Origin of the sequence: Nannocystis sp. RBIL2, from assembly GCF_026626745.1 — a bacterium.
In the GTDB taxonomy this organism is placed as follows: Bacteria; Myxococcota_A; Polyangia; order Nannocystales; family Nannocystaceae; genus Nannocystis.
In genome coordinates, this window is record NZ_JAPNJW010000001.1 from 5,595,176 (window position 1) to 5,615,077 (window position 19,902).

The window sequence follows — 19,902 nt, forward strand, 5'->3', positions numbered from 1 at the left end:
AAAGCGGCCGCGACCGTGGCCGCGAGGATGCGAGCGCGTGGCCGCGCCGGGCGAGCGCGCTCAGTCCTCGGCGTCGCGGCTGCCGAAGGCCGCGCGGATGTAACTCCAGCGCGACGTCGCCAGGTGCTTGATGACGTCGATCGTGCCGGCCTTGACCGCGCCCTTGCCGAGCTGACCGTCGCGGTACAGCTCCGAGGTCTTGTTGCGCTGCAGCTTGCCGCTCGAGGTCTTGGGCAGGCTGCCCGGGGGCAGCAGCACGACCTCGTCGGGCTTGAGCGCGAGGGTCTCGAGGATCTTGGCGGCGATCTTGTCGCGCAGGTCCTCGGCGTGCGGCGTGCGGACCTCGGCGGCCACGATCACCCGCTCGCGCCCGAGCGACGCGTCCTCGATGCCGAACGCGACCACGTTGCCGCGGCGCACGCCCTCGACCTGCGAGGCCTGCCACTCGAGGTCCTGCGGGTAGTAGTTGCGGCCGTGGATGATGATGAGGTCCTTGATCCGGCCGCACACGTAGAGCTCGCCGTCGGCCAGGTAGCCGAGGTCACCCGTGGCCAGCCAGCCGTCCTTGAGCACCTGCAGCGTGCGCTCGGCGTCGCCCCAGTAGCCGCGCATCACGCTCGGACCGCGCAGCTCGATCTGGCCGACGCGGCGCTCCGGCAGCGGGTTGCTCTCGGCGTCGACGATCCGCAGGTCGTGCTCGGGGAAGGTGCGCCCGCAGCAGACCACCTTGAGCGCGTCGGAAGTGTCGCTCGGCTTCGCCTCGCCGTGGACCAGCGCGTCGGGGTCGACCTTGTCGGCGCGCAGGTCCTCCTGCAGATCGACGAAGGTGACCGCGAGGCTGTGCTCGGCCATGCCGTAACACGACAGGAACGCGGTGCGCTTGAAGCCCCAGGCGGCGAAGCGCTCGGCGAACGCGTTGAGGGTGTCGTACTGGATCGGCTCGGCGCCGCAGCCGGCCACGCGCAGGTGCGACAGGTCGACGCCCTGCAGCTCGTGGTCCTTGATCCGCGCGGTGCACAGGCCGTACGCGAAGTTGGGCGCGAACGTGACGGTCGCCTTGCGCTCCGACAGCTGGCGCAGCCACAGCGCCGGCCGCTTGAGGAACAAGAGCGGCGACATGAACTGGACCCCGCGCACCTGCAGCACCGCCGGCGCGAACACGAAGCCGATGAGGCCCATGTCGTGGTAGAGCGGCAGCCAGCTGAGGCCGACGGTGTCGCCGTCGGCGTGGAGGCCGGCGCCGAGCGCCGCGATGTTGGCGATCAGGTTGGCGTGGGTGAGCGTGACGCCCTTGGGCTGCGAGGTGCTGCCCGAGGTGAACTGCAGGAACGCGACGTCGTCGGGCTTCACGTCGACGCCGATCGGCGCCGCGCGCTCGTCGACCTGCTTGACGAACGACGCGTAGACCTCGACCGCGCGCACGCTCGGCACGTTGCTCATCAGCTTGCCGAGGATCGGCCGCACCTTGGCGTCGGTGACGACGAGCGAGCAGCCGGCTTGCCGCAGGATGTGCGTGGTGTTGGCGAGGTAGCCCTCGAACTGGCCGAGGTTCATCGGCGGGTACACCGGCACCGGGATCGCGCCGGCGTACATGGCCCCGAAGATCGCCTCGACGAACTCGGACGAGTCCGGGAGGATGAGGCCGACGCGCTCGCCCGCGCGGACCCCCGCCGCTTGCAGCGCCGCGCCGAAGCGTCGGGCCCGCCGCGCGGTCTCGGCGTACGACAGGAACCTGACCGGGTCTTTCTCCTGGACGAGGTGCGAGTAACCGAAGTCGGCGCGGGCGGTCGCCGCGTCGAGGGCCTGCGTGAGCGTCTCGGGTCGCGTCATCGCGCTCAGGCCTCGCCGCGTTCCTGCGCGATGACCTTGACGACCTCGCGCGCGACGTCGCCGACGGTGACCACGTGCTGGAACAGCTCCATCGGCATGGTGATGCCGAAGTGGTCCTCGAGGTCGGACACCATCTCGAAGCTCTGCATCGAGTCGAGCCGCAGGTCCTGGATCAGGTGCGACTGCTCGCTCACCGGAGCGGCTGGCTTTTCGGCCAGGTTCTCGTCGAAGTAGGCGTAGATCTTGGCGAGCACGGCTTCGTAGGTGGGTCTTGCGGCTTCGGTCACGGCGCTCCCCGGAGTACCGGCGGCTATATCGCAACTGGAGCGCGACCGGAAGCCGCGCGCGCGCCGGCCACCGTTAGCGGGGTCACAGCGTGGTCTCGTACACGCGATATTTGGCGATCGGGTAGCCGCCCATGTTCTTCACGGCGGCGTTGACCCGGTCGTTGTCCTCGAGGGTCCAGCCGATCTGCCCCTCGGTCCAGCCGAGCCGCTGCGCGGCCCGGTGGGTGGCGAGGAACAGCAGCGTGTCGATGCCCTGGCCGCGGTAGGCGGCCTTGATCCCGAGCAGGATGAGCCGCCCCCCCTTGACGACCTTGCGCACCTTCAAGTCCCACAGGAGGCGCACGATCCCGAACGGGAACAGCCGGCCGTCCAGCTTCTTCAGGACCGGGTTCACGTCGAGAATCGTGATCACGAACGCGACCGGCTCGCCCTTCACCTCGGCGATGATCGGCAGCCCGGGCTCGAGGACCATCTTGAGGTCCTTGGCGATGTGCAGGTACTCCTCGCGCCCGACCGGGACGAAGCCCCAGTTCTTCTCCCACGCGTCGTTCATGACCTCGAGCGAGCGCAGGACCTCGGCGTCCCAGTCGTCGAAGCGCATGTCGCGGATGGTGATGCCGCGCCGCTCGGCGACCTTGGCGGCGATCTTCGCCACCCGCTCGGGGATCGGCCGCTGCGGGTCGATGCCCCAGTGCAGCAGATCCTTGGCCTTGGCCATACCTGTCCCTTGGAGCAGGCGGTCGTAATACGGCGGGTTGTACGGCAAGTTGATGCCGGGGTCGCGGTCGAAGCCCTCGACCAGCACGCCCGAGATGTAGTTCATCGACAGCTCGAACGGGCCGATCATCGCGGTGCAGCCGCGGGCCGCGAGCCACGCCTTGGCGGTGTCGACCAGCGCCTGCGCGAGCTCGGGGTCGTCGGGGCACTCGAACATGCCGAGGTAGCCGGTCTGCAGGCCATGGAATTTCACGAAGTCTTCGTCGCGGACCGCCGCGACCCGGGCGACGTCGCGCCCGTCCTTGCGCGCGATCCAGAACGCCGCCTGCACGTGCTTGAAAAATGGGTTCTTGTCCGGGTTCAGATAGTCCCGCCGGTCCATCAACAGCGGCGGCACCCAGCGCGGGCTCGGGTGATGCTCGCGGTGGACGTACCAGGGCACCCGGATGAACCGCTCGACCAGCTTGCGGTCGCTGAGAGGGACTTCGACGAGCTCGAACGACGACATGGGCGCGGCCTCGGAGCCGCACGCTGCGGCTTGTTCAGCCGCGGGGCTACCGCCCGCGGCACGTCGCGTCAAGTGCGCAGAGACCGCTCGAAACGCCCGCGGGTGCATCCCCCCGCGATCGCAGCGGCGGCGCGAGCTATCCTCGTCGGCGTGGCTGGTGCGCTCGCGCGGTTTTATCTTCGACATGGCTCTTCGGTCATGTCCGAAGAGACTTCCGAGCGCCCCGCCGCCCCCGGCCCGCGCGTCCTTCGCCGCGGACGAACCGACCCGACCGCGGCGCGGCGGCTCGCGCCAGAGCGGGCCCCCGTCGCCCGCAGACCGGCGCTGCGCCACCGCGGTGGTAGGTCCGGCCGCATCACCCGTGGAAGCGAGTACACCATGCGACATGTCCTTAAAACCATCTTCGCCATCGCCCCGCTCCTGCCCGCCTGCGGCGACTCGGGCCAGGGCAAGGACCCGACCGACTCGACCGGGCAGACCGGCATCGACTCGCTGAGCGCCGCCTCCGCCAGCGAGACCGCGACCGACTCCACCGCGAGCGCCAGCGCCAGCGAGGCCGGCACGCTCACCGACGGCGGCAGCGACGGCTCGGCGACGGCGGTGACTGTGACGACGACGGAGCCGCCGACCACGACCGCGACCACCGGCCCGGACGACACCACGACGACGAGCACGAGCACGACCTTCCCGATGACAGCCACCTCGCTGCCGGACACCACCGCTTCGAACCGCCGGAGTGCGACCCGGTGATGAAGGCGACGATCCGCGACTTCCGCACGAGCCACCCCGACTTCGAGAGCTTCGGCGGCGACACTGCCTACGAGGGCCTGGTCCAGCAGGATCTCGGGCCCGACCACAAGCCGGTCTACGCCCACGCCGGCGGCACGCCGCAGACCACCGGGCCGAACGAGTTCTCTCAATGGTACAACGACACGCCGGACGTCAACATGGCGTTCCAGATCGACATCCCGCTGACGGAGGTGTCGCCGGGCCAGTTCACCTACCAGAACAACGCCTTCTTCCCCATCGACGACCAGGGCTGGGGCAACGAGGGCAACCCGCACAACTTCCACTTCACCACGGAGATCCACACCGAGTTCACCTACCAGGGCGGCGAGGTGTTCACGTTCACCGGTGACGACGATCTGTGGCTGTTCATCAACGGCAAGCTGGCGATCGACCTCGGCGGGCTGCACCCGCAGCTGACCGACACGATCGACCTCGACGCCCAGGCGGGCTACCTCGGGATCACGATCGGCCAGAACTACGCGATGGACATCTTCCACGCCGAGCGCCACACCACCGAGTCGAACTTCCGCATCGACACCAGCATCCAGTGCTTCGTCATCCCCGGCTGACCCGGCCCGGCCCGTAGCAGGCTTCGGGATGAAGCTCACGCCGGATTTCGCCCGCAGCGGGGTGAACCGCGCGGGAACTTTGTGTGCTCTCGGCCCCGGCTCCGTCGACGGCGGGCCACAGGATGGACCCCTTGAAGCACACGATCGCTCCCCCCCGCGCCGCCGCGCTCCTCGCGGCCGGTTTCGGCCTCTTCTCCCTCACCGCTTGCGGTGACGACTCCAACCCGCTGCTGACGGCCACCGCGACCCTCACCGCGGGCCCGACCTCGAACCCGGGCACCAGCAACCCGTCGTCCGCCGGCGACCCCACCGGCGACCCCACCGACGGCACCACCGACGACCCCACCGAGGGCGGCACCGGTGACACCGAAGATCCGACCGGCGGGCCGCAGGACGGCCCGCACGCGCTCGGCACGATCTTCCTCGGCGAGAGCCACCCGGCCGCCGGCGGCAACAGCTCCCCGGCCGTGTCCGCGAGCTTCGTCCCCGACGCCGACACCGGCGCAATTCAGGGCTGTACCGAGAGCGTGGCCGGCTGTCAGTTGGCGCTGGTGCCCGACTGCGGCGGCGACTGCGACGCCGACGAGTACTGCGGCTTCGACGACAGCTGCGAGGCCACGTGCCTGCGGATCTGCGACGCCTCGTGCGGCGCCGACGAGGTCTGCTACTTCCCCGCCCCGAACACGCCCGGCTGCAAGAAGATCGAGTCGTTCGACGCCGGCGCGCTGACCTTCCTCGGCACGCCGATCCCGATCACCCTGTTCCCGCCGTACGCCTTCATGAGCGACGACAACGCCTCGCCGTTCGCCCCCGGCGGCACGGCCACGGTTCAGGCCTCGGGCGCCAGCAACGCCGGCTTCGCGGCGTTCGAGAAGGAGTTCACGGGCACGGAGTTCATCCAGACCAGCCCGAAGCTCGACGCCCTCGACTTCGCCGAGGTGTTCGGCGACGGCCCGCTGCCGGTGCGCTGGAACGCCGGCGACGGCGAGGTCACGATCACCGCGACCGTCACCTCCAGCGACTTCGCCGTCGGCACCATCACCTGCAAGGCCGATGACCCCAGCGGCAAGTTCGACATCCCGCGCGCGGCGCTCGAGGCGGCGGTCGGCGGCGACCCGGCGGTCAACATCGCCGTGTCGGTGCAGCGCCAGCGCGTCGACGTGTACAAGGACCTGACCACCAAGGGCGAGCTCACCGGCGTCACCGTGCAGCCGGTCGGCTACCTGAACATCGTCACTAGCTCGACCGAGTTCCACGCGTTCCAGGGCTGCAACCCCGGCGAGGCGGTGTGCGACAACACCTGCGTCGACGTGCAGTACGACGCCGCCAACTGCGGCGGCTGCGGCAAGGCCTGCGCCGGCGACGACACCTGCGTCGAGGGCACCTGCAACGGCATCGAGGCGTGCAACGCCTGCGCCGAGGAGTCCATGACCGGCGGCTGCAAGGCCGAGAACGACGCCTGTGCCGCCAACGCGGCCTGCAAGGCGCTCGAGACCTGTATCAGCGGCTGCCAGACCCAGGAGTGCCTCTACATGTGCGGCGAGAACGTCGAGACCGCGACGATCGACCTCTACAACGCGCAGATCCAGTGCCTCTGCGACGAGGTGTGCGTCGCCGAGTGCAACGGCCTGTGCAGCTGAGCCGATGGCCGTGCGCCTGTCTCTCGGGACAGGCGCACGGCGCCCGCCCCGAAGCCCGGCTCATCGCATCACTCTGACCGTTCGGCCAGGTACTCGGCGGCGCGCTTGACGTAGACCGTCCAGGCGTACTCGATCCACTCGCGGTCCTTCGCGGTGAGCTGGCGGACCACGCGGAACGGGTTGCCCATCACCATCTCGCCCGAGCGGACCACCTTGCCCGGCGGGATCAGGGTGCCGGCGCCGACGAACGACCACGGCTCGACGATCGCGTTGTCGAGGACGATCGAGCCCATGCCGATCAGGCAGTCGTCGCCGATCGTGCAGCCGTGGAGGATGACCTTGTGGCCGACGGTGACGCGCGCGCCGACGGTGGTGTGCGAGACGCCCTCGGTCGCGTGGATGACGGTGCCGTCCTGGATCGACGTGTCGGAGCCGATCACGATCGCCCCGTCGTCGCCGCGCAGCACCGCCGCCGGCCAGATCGACGCGCGCGGGCCGACGACCACGTCGCCGATCAGCGTCGCCGCCTGATGGACGAACGCGGTCGGGGCGACCTGGGGCCGGATGCCGCGGAGCTTCTCGAGCATGCGAGGGGCCGTGCCTGGCCGAAAGGTCAGGTGAGGACCAGGAAGGCGACCACGCCGCCGCCGACCAGCAGCAGCAGCAGCACGATGATCCACGCCGAGCCGCCCTCGCCCTTGTTGGTGGGCTCGGGGGGCCGGGCGGTGCGCGGGTCGGGCGGGATGGTGCGATTGCCCGGCGGCGGGCGCTTGGGCAGCTTGTTGTCCGGCGACGTCTTGGGCCGGTCGTCCTTGCTGAGCCCGAGTTGGTCGACGAGCGACGGCTCGTTCTTGTCGGGCAGCGGCTCGGTCGGCGTCGGCGACAGCCCCAGGCGGTTCGGCGTGACCCCGCCGGGCGCCGGCGTGAACACGTCGACGTCGAGCGGCTGGCTCGGGTCGAGCGCCTTCGGCTCGCCGATCGCCACGACCGGCTGCGCGCCCGCGGAGGCCTCTTTCTTCTCCTCCTGGCCGAGCGAGCGGAAGTGCAGCATCTCCTCGTTGATGAGGTTGATGATGAGGTTGTTGCCGCCGGGCGAGCGCTCCTGCTGGGCCTTCGTCTCGGCCTGGCGGCGCTCGGCCTCCTGCTCCTCGCGGACCGGGCGACAGAAGTCGATCAGGTCGCGCGCCGAGACCTTGAGGCGGTGCGTGAACAGGAACCCGAGCAGCGCCTCGGCGAAGTCGTCGGCGGTCTGGTAGCGCTGCGAGATGTCCTTGTGCAGCGCCCTGAACAGCACCTGCTCGAGGTCCTCGGGCACGTTCGGGTTGTACTGGCGGATGCTCGGGACCTCGCCCGCGCGCACGAGGGCGATCGTCTCGTAGTCGTTCTTGCCGCGGAACAGCCGCCGGCCGGTCAGCATCTCGAAGCCGAGGATGCCGGCCGCGTACAGGTCGGCGCGCGCGTCGATCTCCTCGGCGCGAGCTGCCTCCGGGGACAGGTAGCTGTACTTGCCCTTGACCACGCCCGGGTCGGTCGACTCGAGCTGCGTGGTCGCCTTGGCCAGACCGAAGTCGGTCAGCTTGATCTCGCCGTTCCACGAGATGAGGATGTTCGGCGGCGAGATGTCGCGGTGGATGATGCCGAGCGGCCGCCCGGTCTCGCTGTCGGTGAGGCGGTGGGCGTACGACAGGCCCTTCAGCACCTCGTTGAGGATGAAGACGGTCAGCGCCACCGGCATCGGTCCGCCGCGCTTCACCTGGTGCTCGAGCAGCGTCTTCATGTTGATGCCATGGACGAAGTCCATGACGATGAAGTAGGTGCTGTCGCTCTCGCCGATGTCGAAGACGGAGACGATGTTGGCGTGGGCCAGTCGCAGGCTCAGCCGCGCCTCGTCGAGGAACATGCGGACGAACCGCTGATCCTTGATGAGGCCGGGCAGGATGCGCTTGATGGCGACCTTCTTCTTGAAGCCCGCCATCGACTCGGCCTCGGCGACGTACACCTCGGCCATGCCGCCGGCGTCGAGCTTGAAGAGGGGTCGGTAGCGTTGCGAGGTCATGACGGCGCGGAGTTTTCGGCGGGTCGGCCCTGTCGGGCGGAGAAATATTCAATCTCGCGGAGCGTGCAAATCGCGGTGACAAACCGCGAAAACGCGAGGCAGTGTAACAAAGGTTTCGGCTCCAGGGCGCGCATCATCCGGGCACGGGCCCGGCGGCCGGAACCGCCGCCGGGGGCCGAGCAGGCGGTCCGGCGGGCGCTGTCGAGCTTGTCTGCGTACGCGGCGGATCGTACTGCGTGAGCACCAGGCGGACGACACCGAACCAGATGTCGCTCTCGACGGCCAGAGGGATGCGCCGGCCGTCCGTGCTCACCCAGACCCGCATTTTATACGACTTTTTTCCGGGAATTGCAGCCCCGTAGCGGTCGACGCGGGTGATCGATCCCTCGAATTGTTGCACCTGGTCGGGAGCGATCCCCAGGGCCGTCCCGATCGGCGGCATCCCCTCGAACCGCACCGGCCCCTTGCCGGTGATGTCGACGCGCAGCAGCACCGTGCCGTCGAGCCCGTACGCCTTGACCTTCTCGCCGGGCTTGAGGTCGAGCGAGCGGACCCACGCCATGATCGACAGCGGGTCGAAGGTGTCGACCGGCAAGCGCCGTCGGTGCGTCGCCGACCGCTCGTCGCGCTTGTCCTGGATCTCGACGAAGCCGCGGCCGAAGAACGTGGTCGTCGTCTCGCGCCGCTTGTACGAGCCGGGCAGGCCCTCGCGGCGGGTGATCGAGCCGGTCTCGAGCGGCGCGCCGGTCGTGGCGTCGACGTAGGCCGCCATGTCGTAGACGAGGGTGGTGAGCAGCGCGACCACGCCGCTGGTGCGCGCGAAGCCCTCGAGGCGGATGCGGTCCGGCGAGCCGTTCGGCCCCGCCTCGCGCGACACCACCCCGGCCTCGGCGATGCCGGTCGGGTTGCCGCCAAAGATGATGTCGTACTTGAACTTCTCGCCGGGCTGCAGCGTGAAGCCGAAGTCCGGCGGCCGCGGCGACGCTCGCAGGCGCCGCGAGCGGTCGACCAGCGGCGGCCTCGCCAGCTCGCCGCTGCGACCGACCAGCGGCGACAGCCCCGGCTCTTCGCGCCCCTGCACCAGCGCGTTCGGCGGCTCGACCCGCGGCAGGCGGGAGCCATCTGTTGCAAAAAATCCGAGGTCGATCTCCGGCGCCGCGAGTCGACCCTCGGGCCGCGGCGCCGGCTCCGGCGGCGGCTCGCTGCGCGGCTGCTTCGACGGCGTGATGCGGACCGACTTGTCCTTGGTTGCGGGGACAGGGGTCGCAGTCGCGGGTGCAGTCGCGGTGGTTGTAGGTGCAGTCGTCGGCGCCGGGGCCGTCGCGGTCGGCGTGGCGTTCGCCGGCGCCTCGCTGTGCGAGGTCCGGGCCTCGGCTTCACGCGCCATGCTCCAGGTCGTCACCGTCGCCGTGGCGCACAGCACCGATGTAGCGAGGGCCGCGAGGGCCGCGCTCAAGGTCGCGCGTGTAGGCCGCGAGGAGGGAGGGCGCTTCGTCATGACGCGAGGCAAAGATGGTAGAGTGCCGGCCCTTTTCCGCCAACTTCAAGGAGCGCTTGAGTACCGCACTGCCAGCTGTGCCGCATCTCGTGGTGACCCAAGGCGACCCCGAGGGGATCGGTCCCGAGCTCCTGCTCCGCCTGGGTGAGGCCGGCGCGCTCCGCACAGGAGATCGCGTCGTCGCCGACCGCGAGCGCCTGGAGGGGCTCGCCCGCGCTCTCGCCACCCCGTGGGCCGCCCGCGGCTGGGAGGCGATCGCCCCCCTGGTCGACGACGTGCGCGGCGGTCAGGTCGCCGCCCTGGTGCGCGGGGTCGATCTCGTCCTGGAGCAGCCCGGCGCCGCGCTGGTGACCGCGCCGATCGACAAGGCCGCCTGCAAGGCCGAGGGCTTCGCATTCCCCGGCCACACCGAGTACCTGGCCCACCGCGCCGGCGTCGACGACTTCGCCATGCTGATGATCGGCCCGCGCCTGCGCGTCGTGCCGGTGACGATCCACGTGCCGCTGCGGGCCGTGCCCGAGCTGCTCGGGCCGGCCGCGATCGTCCGCTGCGGCAAGCTGCTGGCGCACACGCTGCTGCGTCACCTCGGCCTCCCGGCCCCGCGGATCGGCGTGCTCGGGCTCAACCCGCACGCCGGCGAGCGCGGCATGCTCGGCGACGAGGAGCAGCGCATCATCGCGCCGGCGGTCGCCGAGCTGACGGCGTGGGCCGCCGCCGAAACACTGCAGTGCAGCTTCGTCGGCCCGCTCGCGGCCGACTCCGCGTTCGTCACCCACCTCGAAGGCGGCCTCGACGGCCTGCTCGCCATGTACCACGACCAGGGCCTGGGGCCCTTCAAGCTGCTGCACATGCGCGACGGCGTCAACATGACCCTCGGGCTCCCGTTCACCCGCACCTCGCCCGACCACGGCACCGCGCGTGACATCGCGGGCCGCGGGGTCGCCGATCCCAGCAGCATGCTGGCGGCCGTCGCCCTCGCTCGGGGACATGTACCATGAGCCAGGTATCCAAGACCCGCAAGTCCGCCGCGGCCTCGTCGGCGTCGGCCGCCCCTGCGGCCCCGGCTGCGAAGACCTCCAAGGCCGCCGCTGCGGCCACCTCGTCGGCCGCGCAGGCCGTCGCTCCCGCGGTCCCGACCGCGAAGACCTCCAAGGCCGCCGCTGCGGCCACCTCGTCGGCCGCGCAGGCCGTCGCTCCGGCCCCGGCGGCGAAGGCCTCCAAGGCCGCCGCTTCGAAGGCCAATTCCTCCGCGGCAGCTTCGGCGCCCGAAGTCGAACCGGCTGCCCCGACTGGGAAGGCCGCCAAGGCCGCTGCTGCGACCCCCTCGACGCCCGCCGCATCCGCGCCCGCGCCCGCGCCCGAAGCCGCACCGGCCGCGAAGGCCGTGACGACTGTCGCCTCGGCTCCTGAGGCCATCGCTACCGCCACGACCTCCGCGATCCCCGTCCCGCCGAACAGCATCAAGATCCGCGGCGCCCGCACGCACAACTTGCAGGGCATCGACCTCGACCTGCCGCGCGGCAAGCTGGTCGTGCTCACCGGCCCCTCGGGCTCGGGCAAGTCGAGCCTCGCCTTCCACACCATCTTCGCCGAGGGCCAGCGCCGCTACGTCGAGAGCCTCTCGGCCAGCGCGCGCCAGTTCCTGGCCCAGCTGCCCAAGCCGGACGTCGATCTCATCGAGGGCCTGTCGCCGTCGATCGCCATCGAGCAGTCGTCGCCGGGCAAGAACCCGCGCTCGACCGTCGGCACCTCGACCGAGGTCTACGACTTCCTGCGCCTGCTCTTCGCCCGCTGCGGCGAGGTCTTCAGCTGGCGCACCGGCAAGCCGATGAAGCGCCACAGCGTCGAGGACATGCTGAACGCGGTGCTCGCCCTGCCCGCCGGCACCCGCTTCAGCGTGCTCGCGCCGGTCGTGCGCGAGACCCCCGGCGACCACCACGAGCTGCTCGAGGACCTGCGTCGCCAGGGCTTCGCCCGCCTCGCGGTCGACGAGGCGGTGCGCGACCTCAGCAGCGAGGAGGTCAAGCTCGACCCCAAGGTCCGCCACACGATCGAGGTCTACGTCGACCGCCTCGTGCTCAAGGACAACGTCCGCGGCCGCCTCGCCGACTCGGTCGAGACCGCGCTGCGACTGTCGGGCGGCCAGCTCAAGGTCGTCACCCTCGACGGCGAGGAGCTGCAGTTCTCCGAGCGCTTCGCCGACCTCGACCACGGCCTCGCCTACCCCGAGCTGACCCCCGGCCTGTTCTCGTTCAACAGCCCCGAGGGCGCCTGCCCCGAGTGCGATGGCCTCGGCGGCAAGCGGATCTTCGACCCGCGGCGGATCGTCCCCAACGAGCACCTCAGCATCAAGGAGGGCGCGCTCTCGGCGTGGACGCGGCGGGCCGGCAAGACCGCCCACGCCCAGCTGCAGGCGCTCGCCGAGCACTACGCCTTCGACCTGTTCGCCCCGTGGATCGATCTGTCCGAGGACGTGAAGATCGCTATCATCCAGGGCACCGGCGGCGAGGCGATCCCCGGCCTCGCCGGCAAGAAGGCCGCGCCGTTCGAGGGCGTGATACCCGGGCTGCAGCGGCGCCTCCGCGAGGCCGAGGACAAGGTCGACGACGCCGACGCCGACGACAACGGCGGCTCGCTCGAGGAGATCGCCGAGCTCATGGCCGAGGTGCCGTGCCCCGCGTGCGAGGGCCAGCGGCTGCGCCAGGAGGCGCGCATGGTCAAGATCGGCGGGCGCAACATCGCCGAGCTGGCGACCTTGCCGATCGAGCAGCTGGTGCCGTTCCTCGACGCGCTCGACCTCGGGCCCGAGACGGGCGAGGTGGCCGAAGCGATCCTGGCCCAGGCCAAGCAGCGGCTGAAGTTCATGCTCGAGGTCGGGCTCGGCTACCTCACGCTCGACCGCACGACGATGACGCTGTCGGGCGGCGAGGCCCAGCGGATCCGCCTGGCCACGCAGATCGGCGCCGCGCTGGTCGGCGTCACCTACATCCTCGACGAGCCGAGCATCGGCCTCCACCAGCGCGACAACGACCGCCTGATCGCCTCGCTCGTGCGCCTGCGCGACCTCGGCAACAGCGTCATCGTCGTCGAGCACGACGAGGACACCATCCGCGCCGCCGACTTCCTGGTCGACATGGGCCCCGGCGCCGGCACCCAGGGCGGGCGGGTCGTCGCCGCCGGGCCGCTGCAGGAGGTGCTGCAGAACAAGCGCTCGCTGACGGCCGCGTTCCTGACCGGGCGCATGACGATCCCGGTGCCGGAGAAGCGGCGCGGCAGCAGCGGCCCGGCGATCTGCATCTCGCGCGCGACCGGCCACAACCTCAAGGACGTCACCGTCAAGATCCCGCTCGGCGCGCTGACCTGCGTCACCGGCGTCAGCGGCTCCGGCAAGTCGAGCCTGGTGATCGACACCCTGCTGCCGGAGGCGGCGCGGCGGCTCAACGGCGCCTCGAACTTCGGCCTCGCGCACCACTCGATCACCGGCCTCGAGCACCTCGACAAGGTGATCCACGTCGACCAGTCGCCGATCGGCCGCTCGCCGCGCTCGAACCCCGCGACGTACACCGGCCTGTTCGCCGAGCTGCGCACGCTGTACGCCAACCTCGGCGAGTCGAAGATCCGCGGCTACACGCCGGCGCGCTTCTCGTTCAACGTCAAGGGCGGCCGCTGCGAGTCGTGCCAGGGCGACGGGGTGCGCCGCATCGAGATGCACTTCCTGCCTGACGTGTACGTCACCTGCCGCTCGTGCGACGGCCGCCGCTACAACCGGGAGACGCTGGCGATCACCTACCGCGGCAAGAGCGTCGCCGACGTGCTCGAGATGTCGGTCGCCGACGCCTGCGAGTTCTTCGCCAACTACCCCAACCTGCGTCGCGGCCTCGAGACCCTGCGCGACGTCGGCCTCGGCTACGTCACGCTCGGCCAGAGCGCGCTCACCCTGTCGGGCGGCGAGGCCCAGCGCATCAAGCTGGCCAAGGAGCTGGCGAAGAAGAGCACCGGCAAGACGCTCTTCATCCTCGACGAGCCGACCACCGGCCTGCACTTCGGCGACATCAAGCAGCTGCTCAAGGTCCTCGACCGCCTGGTCGACGAGGGCAACACCATCGTCGTCATCGAGCACAACCTCGACGTCATCAAGTGCGCCGACTGGGTCGTCGACATCGGGCCCGAGGGCGGCTCGCGCGGCGGCAAGCTGCTGGCCGCCGGCCCGCCGCAGCAGGTCGCCAGGGTCAAGGACAGCGCCACCGGCCACTACCTGGCGCGCGTCCTCGGCCTGTCCTGAAGGGCATGTTCTGAAAAACATGCCTTTCGGGGCACGTCACTTCTTGACGTTGTGCCGCTCCCAGTCGTCCACTGAGGTGATGTTGCCGTCGCGCCAGATCCACTCGATCTTCTGGTAGGTCAGGCTGACCTCCTGCACGACCTTGTCGTTCGGGCCCGGCAGCAGCCGGATCGCGCTGATGCTCGCGTTCGTCAGCTTGACCGTGTACGTCAGCGTCTCCGCCCCCTTGGCGTCCGGGCCGAACACGTTGAGCTCGACCGAGGTCAGCAGCTCGTTGTCGAGGAAGGCCTGCTGAATCGCCGGCGTCGCCTTGCCGAGCTCCATGGTCAGCACCATCGGCTTGTGCTGGCGCTTGCCCGTCGCCAGGCCCGAGGCGGCGTCGCGCGGCATGCTGACCTCGTGGTTCAGCGAGAGGATCTCGATCGAGTTCTCGCGCCCCTTCCTGGCCACGCTGCCCTTGATGTCCCCGACCTTCTGGCCCTTCATCCGGAGGTAGGCGTTGAGCGCCGCCTCGGCCTCCGCGAACGGGGCCAACGCGACCCCCGAGACACACGCCACCAGCGCCAGTGAACGCAACCACCGCTTGCTCGACATCGCCATCGTGCTCCTGCGCGACGAATCCTCGCGCGCGCGGCACGTTACCGCGGATCGCCGGCTCGATGCACAGGCGACGAGCGGCGCGCCGGCGCGCTCCACCCAGGTCGCGCGCGATGCCGCGGCGGCCCGCTCGCCACATCGCTGGGGGTTGCCGAGGACCACGGCCTCGCGCGCATCGACAACGCATTATCTTTGGTACATGTCTGAAAAGACATGTACCAAAGAACTGGCGCTATTTGTCGCCCGGACACCCCTTCGGCTCGTTCTCCTTCTTCTTGCACGGATTCGAGCTCGGCGCAGGGTGGTGCGGGTTGTCGCGCTGGACGAAATCGTCGCTGTCGGGCGCATCGAACAGCTTCAGGTCGGCGTCCTCTCGCGGCGAGAATTCGTCGAACCCCGCGTCCACGTCGCCCCGATCGAGGACGGGCCGGACATCGATGGGCTGGCTCGGACTGGCGAAGTCCGGACCGGCGACCGCGGCGAACAGCGCGAAGAGTGTATTCGGCGACATGACGAGGACCCACTTCTCGAACGGCATCACTGTCTCCTCTGCAGTCCCGCCAGCGCGGCGGGAGGTCGCCGAAAACATGGTTCCGGAGCCGAAGCCTGTCGAGCATCGGGGCGGCGCCGAGGCGGGGAGCTGTGCGGTTCGTCGAGCCGCCGCCGCCGCCGACTCGTCGCCACGGGCGAGCTCGCGTCGGCTGGCCCATGCGGCTGTGCGGCTCACCACGGGGCGGACGCGATCTTTCGTGCAGCGAGCGAATGGAGGCACCGTCGCAAGACCGGTCGCGCGTCGCGGAGGACGCCGGCGCGCCACCCGTCGGCGCCGGTGATCGAAGGCACGCATTCGCGGTCATGCCTCCACCGGAGTCCTGTGAATGGCGTGAGTCGGATATCGACATGGCGACTCGATCGAATGCCGATTCCATCGTAAGCGCGCCCGAATCGCGTCGATGGATTGGCGTCCTCGTGCTGCCCGGCCGTCATGGCTCCGGCCCTGCGTCGCCGGCACGGGTGATGGAGTGGCTGTCCTCCACCGGCGCACCCTCGGACTCCCGCCCTGCGGTTTCGAGCGGTTCCGGCGCACCACGAGTCCTCGCTCGGCGCGACGCGTGAGGATGTCTTGGAGACGGGGTCGGTGAAGCCTATCGCGGGCGTAACGCCACGGCCGGGCTGCTCGCCGACGAGCACGAGCTGCGCGATGGTCCGGCTTCATCCGAGTCCGCACCGACCCGATGAGAGTCGCGCGTCGCCACCAGGTCACTCGCCCGCAGTCGATGTGGTAGCGTGGCCATGGGCGCTCGCGGGAGCCGCGAGGAGCACGCAATGACCGAACCGATCGTCGGCCTGAACATTCGTCGCGAGGCCTCCAGCCGCAGCGCCAAGGTCGGCATCTTGCCGCGAGGCGCTCGCATCGAGGTCGGCGAGCGATCGGCCGACAAGAAGTGGGGGCGGATCTCCAAGGTCATCGAGGGGCAGATCGCGCCGGTGCGCGCGGGCACGCCGGTCGATCCGGCGGCCTCCACCGGCTGGGTGTTCCTCGGCGAGCTGGACCCCGACACCAACACCGAGCCCGAGCTCGAGACGGTCGTCGCGGTCAAGCCGCCGCGGGCGATCCAGGCCGGCAAGCAGATCGGGTACCTCGGCGAATATCAGCGCTACGAGGACGCGAAGCCGGTGCCGGAGCGCGGCAAGCGGCCGCTGCTGCACGTCGAGGTGTTCAGCGGCGAGGACGTGCCGGCGTTCATCGAGCGCTCGCGGACCTACGCGAAGACGCTGCCGGAGACCGCCCGCACCCTGCTGCAGGTCGAGAGCACGGCCAAGTTCGTGCAGCCGGGCCAGCCTGACGTCACGGTGCCGGCGGGGACGCGGCTGGCGCCCGTCGGTGGCGCGGCCGCGGGACGATGGGTGAAGGTCCGCCGCAGCGAGGTGCGGGTCGCCGAGCGCTCGACCCTCGGGACGTTCACGTCGTCGACCAACACCTACTCGAGCGGCGCGGTGTGGACCGGCTGGTACGTCGGGGCGCGCGACGACCAGCGCACGCGCACCGAAGCCGAGGCCGAGCGGCTGAACTATCGCAGGCGCGAGGTCATGCAGCCGAGCGGGCCGGAGCTGTGGGTCGAGCGCGGCGCGCTCGGCGAGGGCGGCGCGGGACCGGCGGCCGATGCCTCGGGGTGGAGCGCGTTCCCGCTGCAGGTCGCCAATCCGACCGGGCCCGAAGCCGGCTTCACGCGCGTGGTCCCGAAGGCCGAGCTCGAGGCTTTGCCCGCCGAGGACAAGGCGGTCGACCACGAGGGCAAGAAGTGGTGGCGCCTCGACGGGGTCGGGGCCGGCGGCGCGGCGGCGCGGCGCAGCAGCGGCGGGTGGGTCCGCGAGACCGGACACGACAAGGTGTCGTGGCAATCGCCGTGGGCCTGGCCCGGCTTCGAGTGCGTGTCCGAGGGCGAGGTGCGGCCGGTCGATCTGATGGCGCGCGACTTGCTGCGCGACGGCGCCGCGACGCTGCGCGAGGAGGGCGACTTCACCGCGCGCGCGGACAAGGCCGAGGGCAGCGCGCTGGTGACGAAGATCTACGAGCAGATCGACGAGAACCGCGACGGCAACCTCGACGCCCAGGAGTTGAAGACGGCGATGCGGCAGCCGCTGCTGGCGCGCGCGCTGGCGCGGATCGTCGCCCACTACGAGAGCGAGTGGGGCGGCGAGATGACGAAGTGGAACGAGCTCGACCCATTGATGCTCGAGGGTCTGCCCGAGTGGCAGGTGGAGAAGCTGCGGATCGACAAGCTGCGCTGGTGGACGGAGGTGGCGGGCAAGGTCGAGGGCTTCCCGGCGAGCCCGATGGTCCACCACATCCACCCGATCGCGCTGGTCGCCAACTTCCTCGGCACCGGCGGCGGCTGCCCCAACTGCGAGGCCGAGATCACCGCCGCGCAGCTCAAGCAGATCTTCCCCAGCGCCACGGACGCGCGCATCGACGAGGTGAAGGCGGTGTTCAACGAGGCCTTCAAGAAGTTCGACATCGTGACCTGTCGCCGCAAGGCGCACTTCTTCGCCCAGGTGCGCGAGGAGGTCGGCGCGTCGGTGCGGGCGCTGGCCGAGAGCCTCGATTACCCGCCCGATCGCCTCATCAGCACCTTCAGTTACTTCGCGCGCAACCGCGCCGAAGCGCAGCAGCTCGGCCGCACCCCGGGGCACGCGGCGGAGCAGCAGGCGATCGCCAACCGCGCCTACGCCAACCGCAACGGCAACGGCAACATCGCCAGCGGCGACGGCTGGCGCTACCGCGGCAAGGGTTACTTGCAGCTCACCGGGCGCGGCAACTTCCAGAGCGTGCAGACCGAGATGAACCGCAAGTTCCCCGCGTCCGGCGTCGACATCATGGCCGACGGCGACCAGATCCTCGGCCCTCGCGGCGGCATGATCTCGGCGATGGGCTTCTGGACCAGCAATAGCCTCAACGAGGTCGCCGACCGCGGCGAGGCCGACGCCAACGTCAACTCGGTGACCGAGGTCGTCAACCGCCACACGCACTCGTACGCCCAGCGGCGCGGCCACTTCGGCGTCACCAAGGTCGCGTTCAAGCTGTCCGAGTGCACCGACGGCCGCCGCGGCGGCGCGACCCCGGCCGCCGCGCGCTGAGCCGCGCCGCGCTCAGCCCTGCGGGTTGCAGGTCACGTTGTTGATCTGCCCGCCCGCCATGTCGCTGTAGGTGTACGGCGCGTTGAGCCCGTCGTACGTGGCGATCTCGTAGGTGTCAGGGTGGATCCGGAAGGCCTGCGTGCCGCCGAGGATCACCGCCCAGATGTAACCGTCGACGTCGATCCCGACCCCGCGCGCGAGCCCCGGGTTCGGCAGCGTCACAGTGTCGCCGACCATCATCGTCTCGGAGTCGACCCACCCGACCCCGCCGGTGGTCGCCTTCCACACGCGGCCCTTGAGGTCGACCGCCACGCCGCTGCCGCCGTTGCCGGGCTGGTTGCCGATCTGCGAGGCCCACTGCATCGTCGCCGGGTCGTAGCGCTGGCCGCTGTCGATCCACACCCGGCCCTTGGTGTCGACGGTGATGCCGTACGAGCCGCCGCTTATCGTGTAGTACTCGAGCGTCTCGTGGTCGACGTGCACCAGAGTGCCCGCGGACCAGATGTACATCCAAAAATTGTTGTCGCTGTCGACCGCGCCGCCGTACGGCCCGAAGGTCCCGCCGCAGGTGATCTCCGGCATGTGGATGGTGTCCTCGACCTCGCCGGTGTCGCCGTTGAGGCGGTAGACGAAGATGCCCGGCGAGCCGTCGCACGGCCACGGCGCGCCCTTGGTGCCGTTGGCCGCGGCCGTCCAGATCTTCTGGTCCTCGAACTCGCAGGTGGCCTCGTTGTAGGTGCCCGAGGTCCAGGCGATCGGCCGCTGCGTGGTGGCGTCGGGGAAGGCGGTGAACCACGCCACGCACTCCTCCTGGTCGAACGGCAAGACGTTGTCCTTGCCCTGCGAGGTCTCGATGGTGCCGTTGCCGTTCTTGTCGGTGCAGTACTCCGGCCGCGCCCAGATCTTGGTGATCCCGCCGGCCCGGTTGGCGACCGCGACGGCCTTGCCGTCGATGCTGACCGAGGTCCGCGAGGGGTTGCCCGCCTGGTCGGCGCGAGTGATGTAGCGCCCCTCCTCCTCCATCGTCCGCGTGTCGATCTTGCTGATCGTGTGCTCGCCGCTGTTGGCGATCCACACGTAGCTCCAGTCGGTGTTGCCGCACTTGGTCGCACACGAGCCGCCCTGGTCCGGGGCGGCGACATCGAGCTTGAGGCCGTTGGTCGTGGCGGTGCTGGTCGTCGGCGCCACGGTGGTGGCGTCGCTGTCGGAGTCGCTCGCCCCGCTGCTGCTCGTGGTCGTCGTCTGCCCGCCGCTGCCCGTGCTCGTCGGCGTGTCCGCGGTGGTCCCCGGCGGCGCGGTGGTCGGGGCGGTGGTGCTGGTGTCCCCGGCCGTGGTCTGCGAGCCGGCGTCACCGCACGCGACGAGCGCGAGCACCAGCGTGGAGCCGAGGACCCGCGACGGATCGATGCAGCGTTGCATTTTGTAAAGGGTATCCACGCGCCACGGTCGCGGGCAAGTACCTCAAAAGTCCACATACGCAGGCCCGTGGC

The 19,902-nt window shown here is 70.3% G+C and carries 15 protein-coding genes; 6 read left to right on the forward strand and 9 right to left on the reverse strand.

The features are described 5' to 3' along the window. Window positions 1-60: 60 nt before the first annotated feature. The 3 genes from OV090_RS22270 to OV090_RS22280 all read right to left on the reverse strand — a co-directional run bounded on the left by OV090_RS22270 (window position 61) and on the right by OV090_RS22280 (window position 3,342). A complete protein-coding gene (locus OV090_RS22270) occupies window positions 61-1,830 on the reverse strand; it encodes a fatty acyl-AMP ligase (protein WP_267706061.1) in 1,770 nt (589 codons plus the stop codon). A 5-nt stretch (window positions 1,831-1,835) separates the two neighbouring features. Next, a complete protein-coding gene (locus tag OV090_RS22275) occupies window positions 1,836-2,117 on the reverse strand; it encodes an acyl carrier protein (RefSeq protein ID WP_267706062.1) in 282 nt (93 codons plus the stop codon). A gap of 82 nt (window positions 2,118-2,199) precedes the next feature. Then, a complete protein-coding gene (locus OV090_RS22280; RefSeq protein WP_267706063.1) occupies window positions 2,200-3,342 on the reverse strand; it encodes an N-acetyltransferase in 1,143 nt (380 codons plus the stop codon). Window positions 3,343-3,720: 378 nt separating this feature from the next. On the opposite strand from OV090_RS22280, the gene OV090_RS22285 reads away from it, so the two are divergent. The 3 genes from OV090_RS22285 (at window position 3,721) to OV090_RS22295 (ending at window position 6,340) form a co-directional block, all read left to right on the forward strand. After that, window positions 3,721-4,092, forward strand: coding sequence for a hypothetical protein (locus tag OV090_RS22285; protein WP_267706064.1), 372 nt, complete (start codon window positions 3,721-3,723; stop codon window positions 4,090-4,092). Continuing rightward, the gene (locus OV090_RS22290; RefSeq protein ID WP_267707144.1) at window positions 4,092-4,700 is read left to right on the forward strand and encodes a fibro-slime domain-containing protein; all 609 of its coding nucleotides are present in this window, start codon (window positions 4,092-4,094) and stop codon (window positions 4,698-4,700) included. The genes OV090_RS22285 and OV090_RS22290 overlap by 1 nt, the downstream gene beginning before the upstream one ends. Before the next feature lie 131 nt (window positions 4,701-4,831). Then, complete coding sequence (locus OV090_RS22295; protein ID WP_267706065.1) at window positions 4,832-6,340, forward strand: hypothetical protein; 1,509 nt, start codon at window positions 4,832-4,834, stop codon at window positions 6,338-6,340. Window positions 6,341-6,408: 68 nt separating this feature from the next. Here the strand turns inward: OV090_RS22295 and OV090_RS22300 are convergent, their stop codons facing one another. The 3 genes from OV090_RS22300 to OV090_RS22310 form a co-directional block, all read right to left on the reverse strand. After that, entirely contained in the window at window positions 6,409-6,927 is a 519-nt protein-coding gene (locus OV090_RS22300; RefSeq protein WP_267706066.1) for a gamma carbonic anhydrase family protein, read from the reverse strand. A 26-nt stretch (window positions 6,928-6,953) separates the two neighbouring features. Continuing rightward, on the reverse strand, window positions 6,954-8,396 hold the full coding sequence (locus OV090_RS22305; protein WP_267706067.1) for a serine/threonine-protein kinase: 1,443 nt from the start codon (window positions 8,394-8,396) through the stop codon (window positions 6,954-6,956). A 133-nt stretch (window positions 8,397-8,529) separates the two neighbouring features. After that, window positions 8,530-9,852, reverse strand: coding sequence for a DUF3108 domain-containing protein (locus tag OV090_RS22310; protein ID WP_267706068.1), 1,323 nt, complete (start codon window positions 9,850-9,852; stop codon window positions 8,530-8,532). Window positions 9,853-9,983: 131 nt separating this feature from the next. Between OV090_RS22310 and pdxA the strand changes: the two genes are divergently transcribed. Together pdxA and uvrA are read left to right on the forward strand one after the other, a co-directional pair. Next, on the forward strand, window positions 9,984-10,892 hold the full coding sequence (gene pdxA / locus OV090_RS22315; protein WP_267706069.1) for a 4-hydroxythreonine-4-phosphate dehydrogenase PdxA: 909 nt from the start codon (window positions 9,984-9,986) through the stop codon (window positions 10,890-10,892). Next, window positions 10,889-14,176, forward strand: a complete 3,288-nt coding sequence (gene uvrA, locus OV090_RS22320; protein WP_267706070.1) for an excinuclease ABC subunit UvrA — start codon at window positions 10,889-10,891, stop codon at window positions 14,174-14,176. Before pdxA ends, uvrA begins: the two co-directional genes overlap by 4 nt. A 36-nt stretch (window positions 14,177-14,212) precedes the next feature. Here uvrA and tssD read toward each other — a convergent pair whose 3' ends face one another. Together tssD and OV090_RS22330 are read right to left on the reverse strand one after the other, a co-directional pair. Then, the gene (tssD, locus tag OV090_RS22325) at window positions 14,213-14,770 is read right to left on the reverse strand and encodes a type VI secretion system tube protein TssD (RefSeq protein ID WP_267706071.1); all 558 of its coding nucleotides are present in this window, start codon (window positions 14,768-14,770) and stop codon (window positions 14,213-14,215) included. A gap of 235 nt (window positions 14,771-15,005) precedes the next feature. Then, complete coding sequence (locus OV090_RS22330) at window positions 15,006-15,311, reverse strand: hypothetical protein (RefSeq protein ID WP_267706072.1); 306 nt, start codon at window positions 15,309-15,311, stop codon at window positions 15,006-15,008. A gap of 788 nt (window positions 15,312-16,099) precedes the next feature. On the opposite strand from OV090_RS22330, the gene OV090_RS22335 reads away from it, so the two are divergent. Continuing rightward, a complete protein-coding gene (locus tag OV090_RS22335; protein WP_267706073.1) occupies window positions 16,100-18,412 on the forward strand; it encodes a hypothetical protein in 2,313 nt (770 codons plus the stop codon). 12 nt (window positions 18,413-18,424) lie between these two features. Here OV090_RS22335 and OV090_RS22340 read toward each other — a convergent pair whose 3' ends face one another. Continuing rightward, on the reverse strand, window positions 18,425-19,831 hold the full coding sequence (locus OV090_RS22340) for a hypothetical protein (protein ID WP_267706074.1): 1,407 nt from the start codon (window positions 19,829-19,831) through the stop codon (window positions 18,425-18,427). Window positions 19,832-19,902 lie beyond the last annotated feature (71 nt).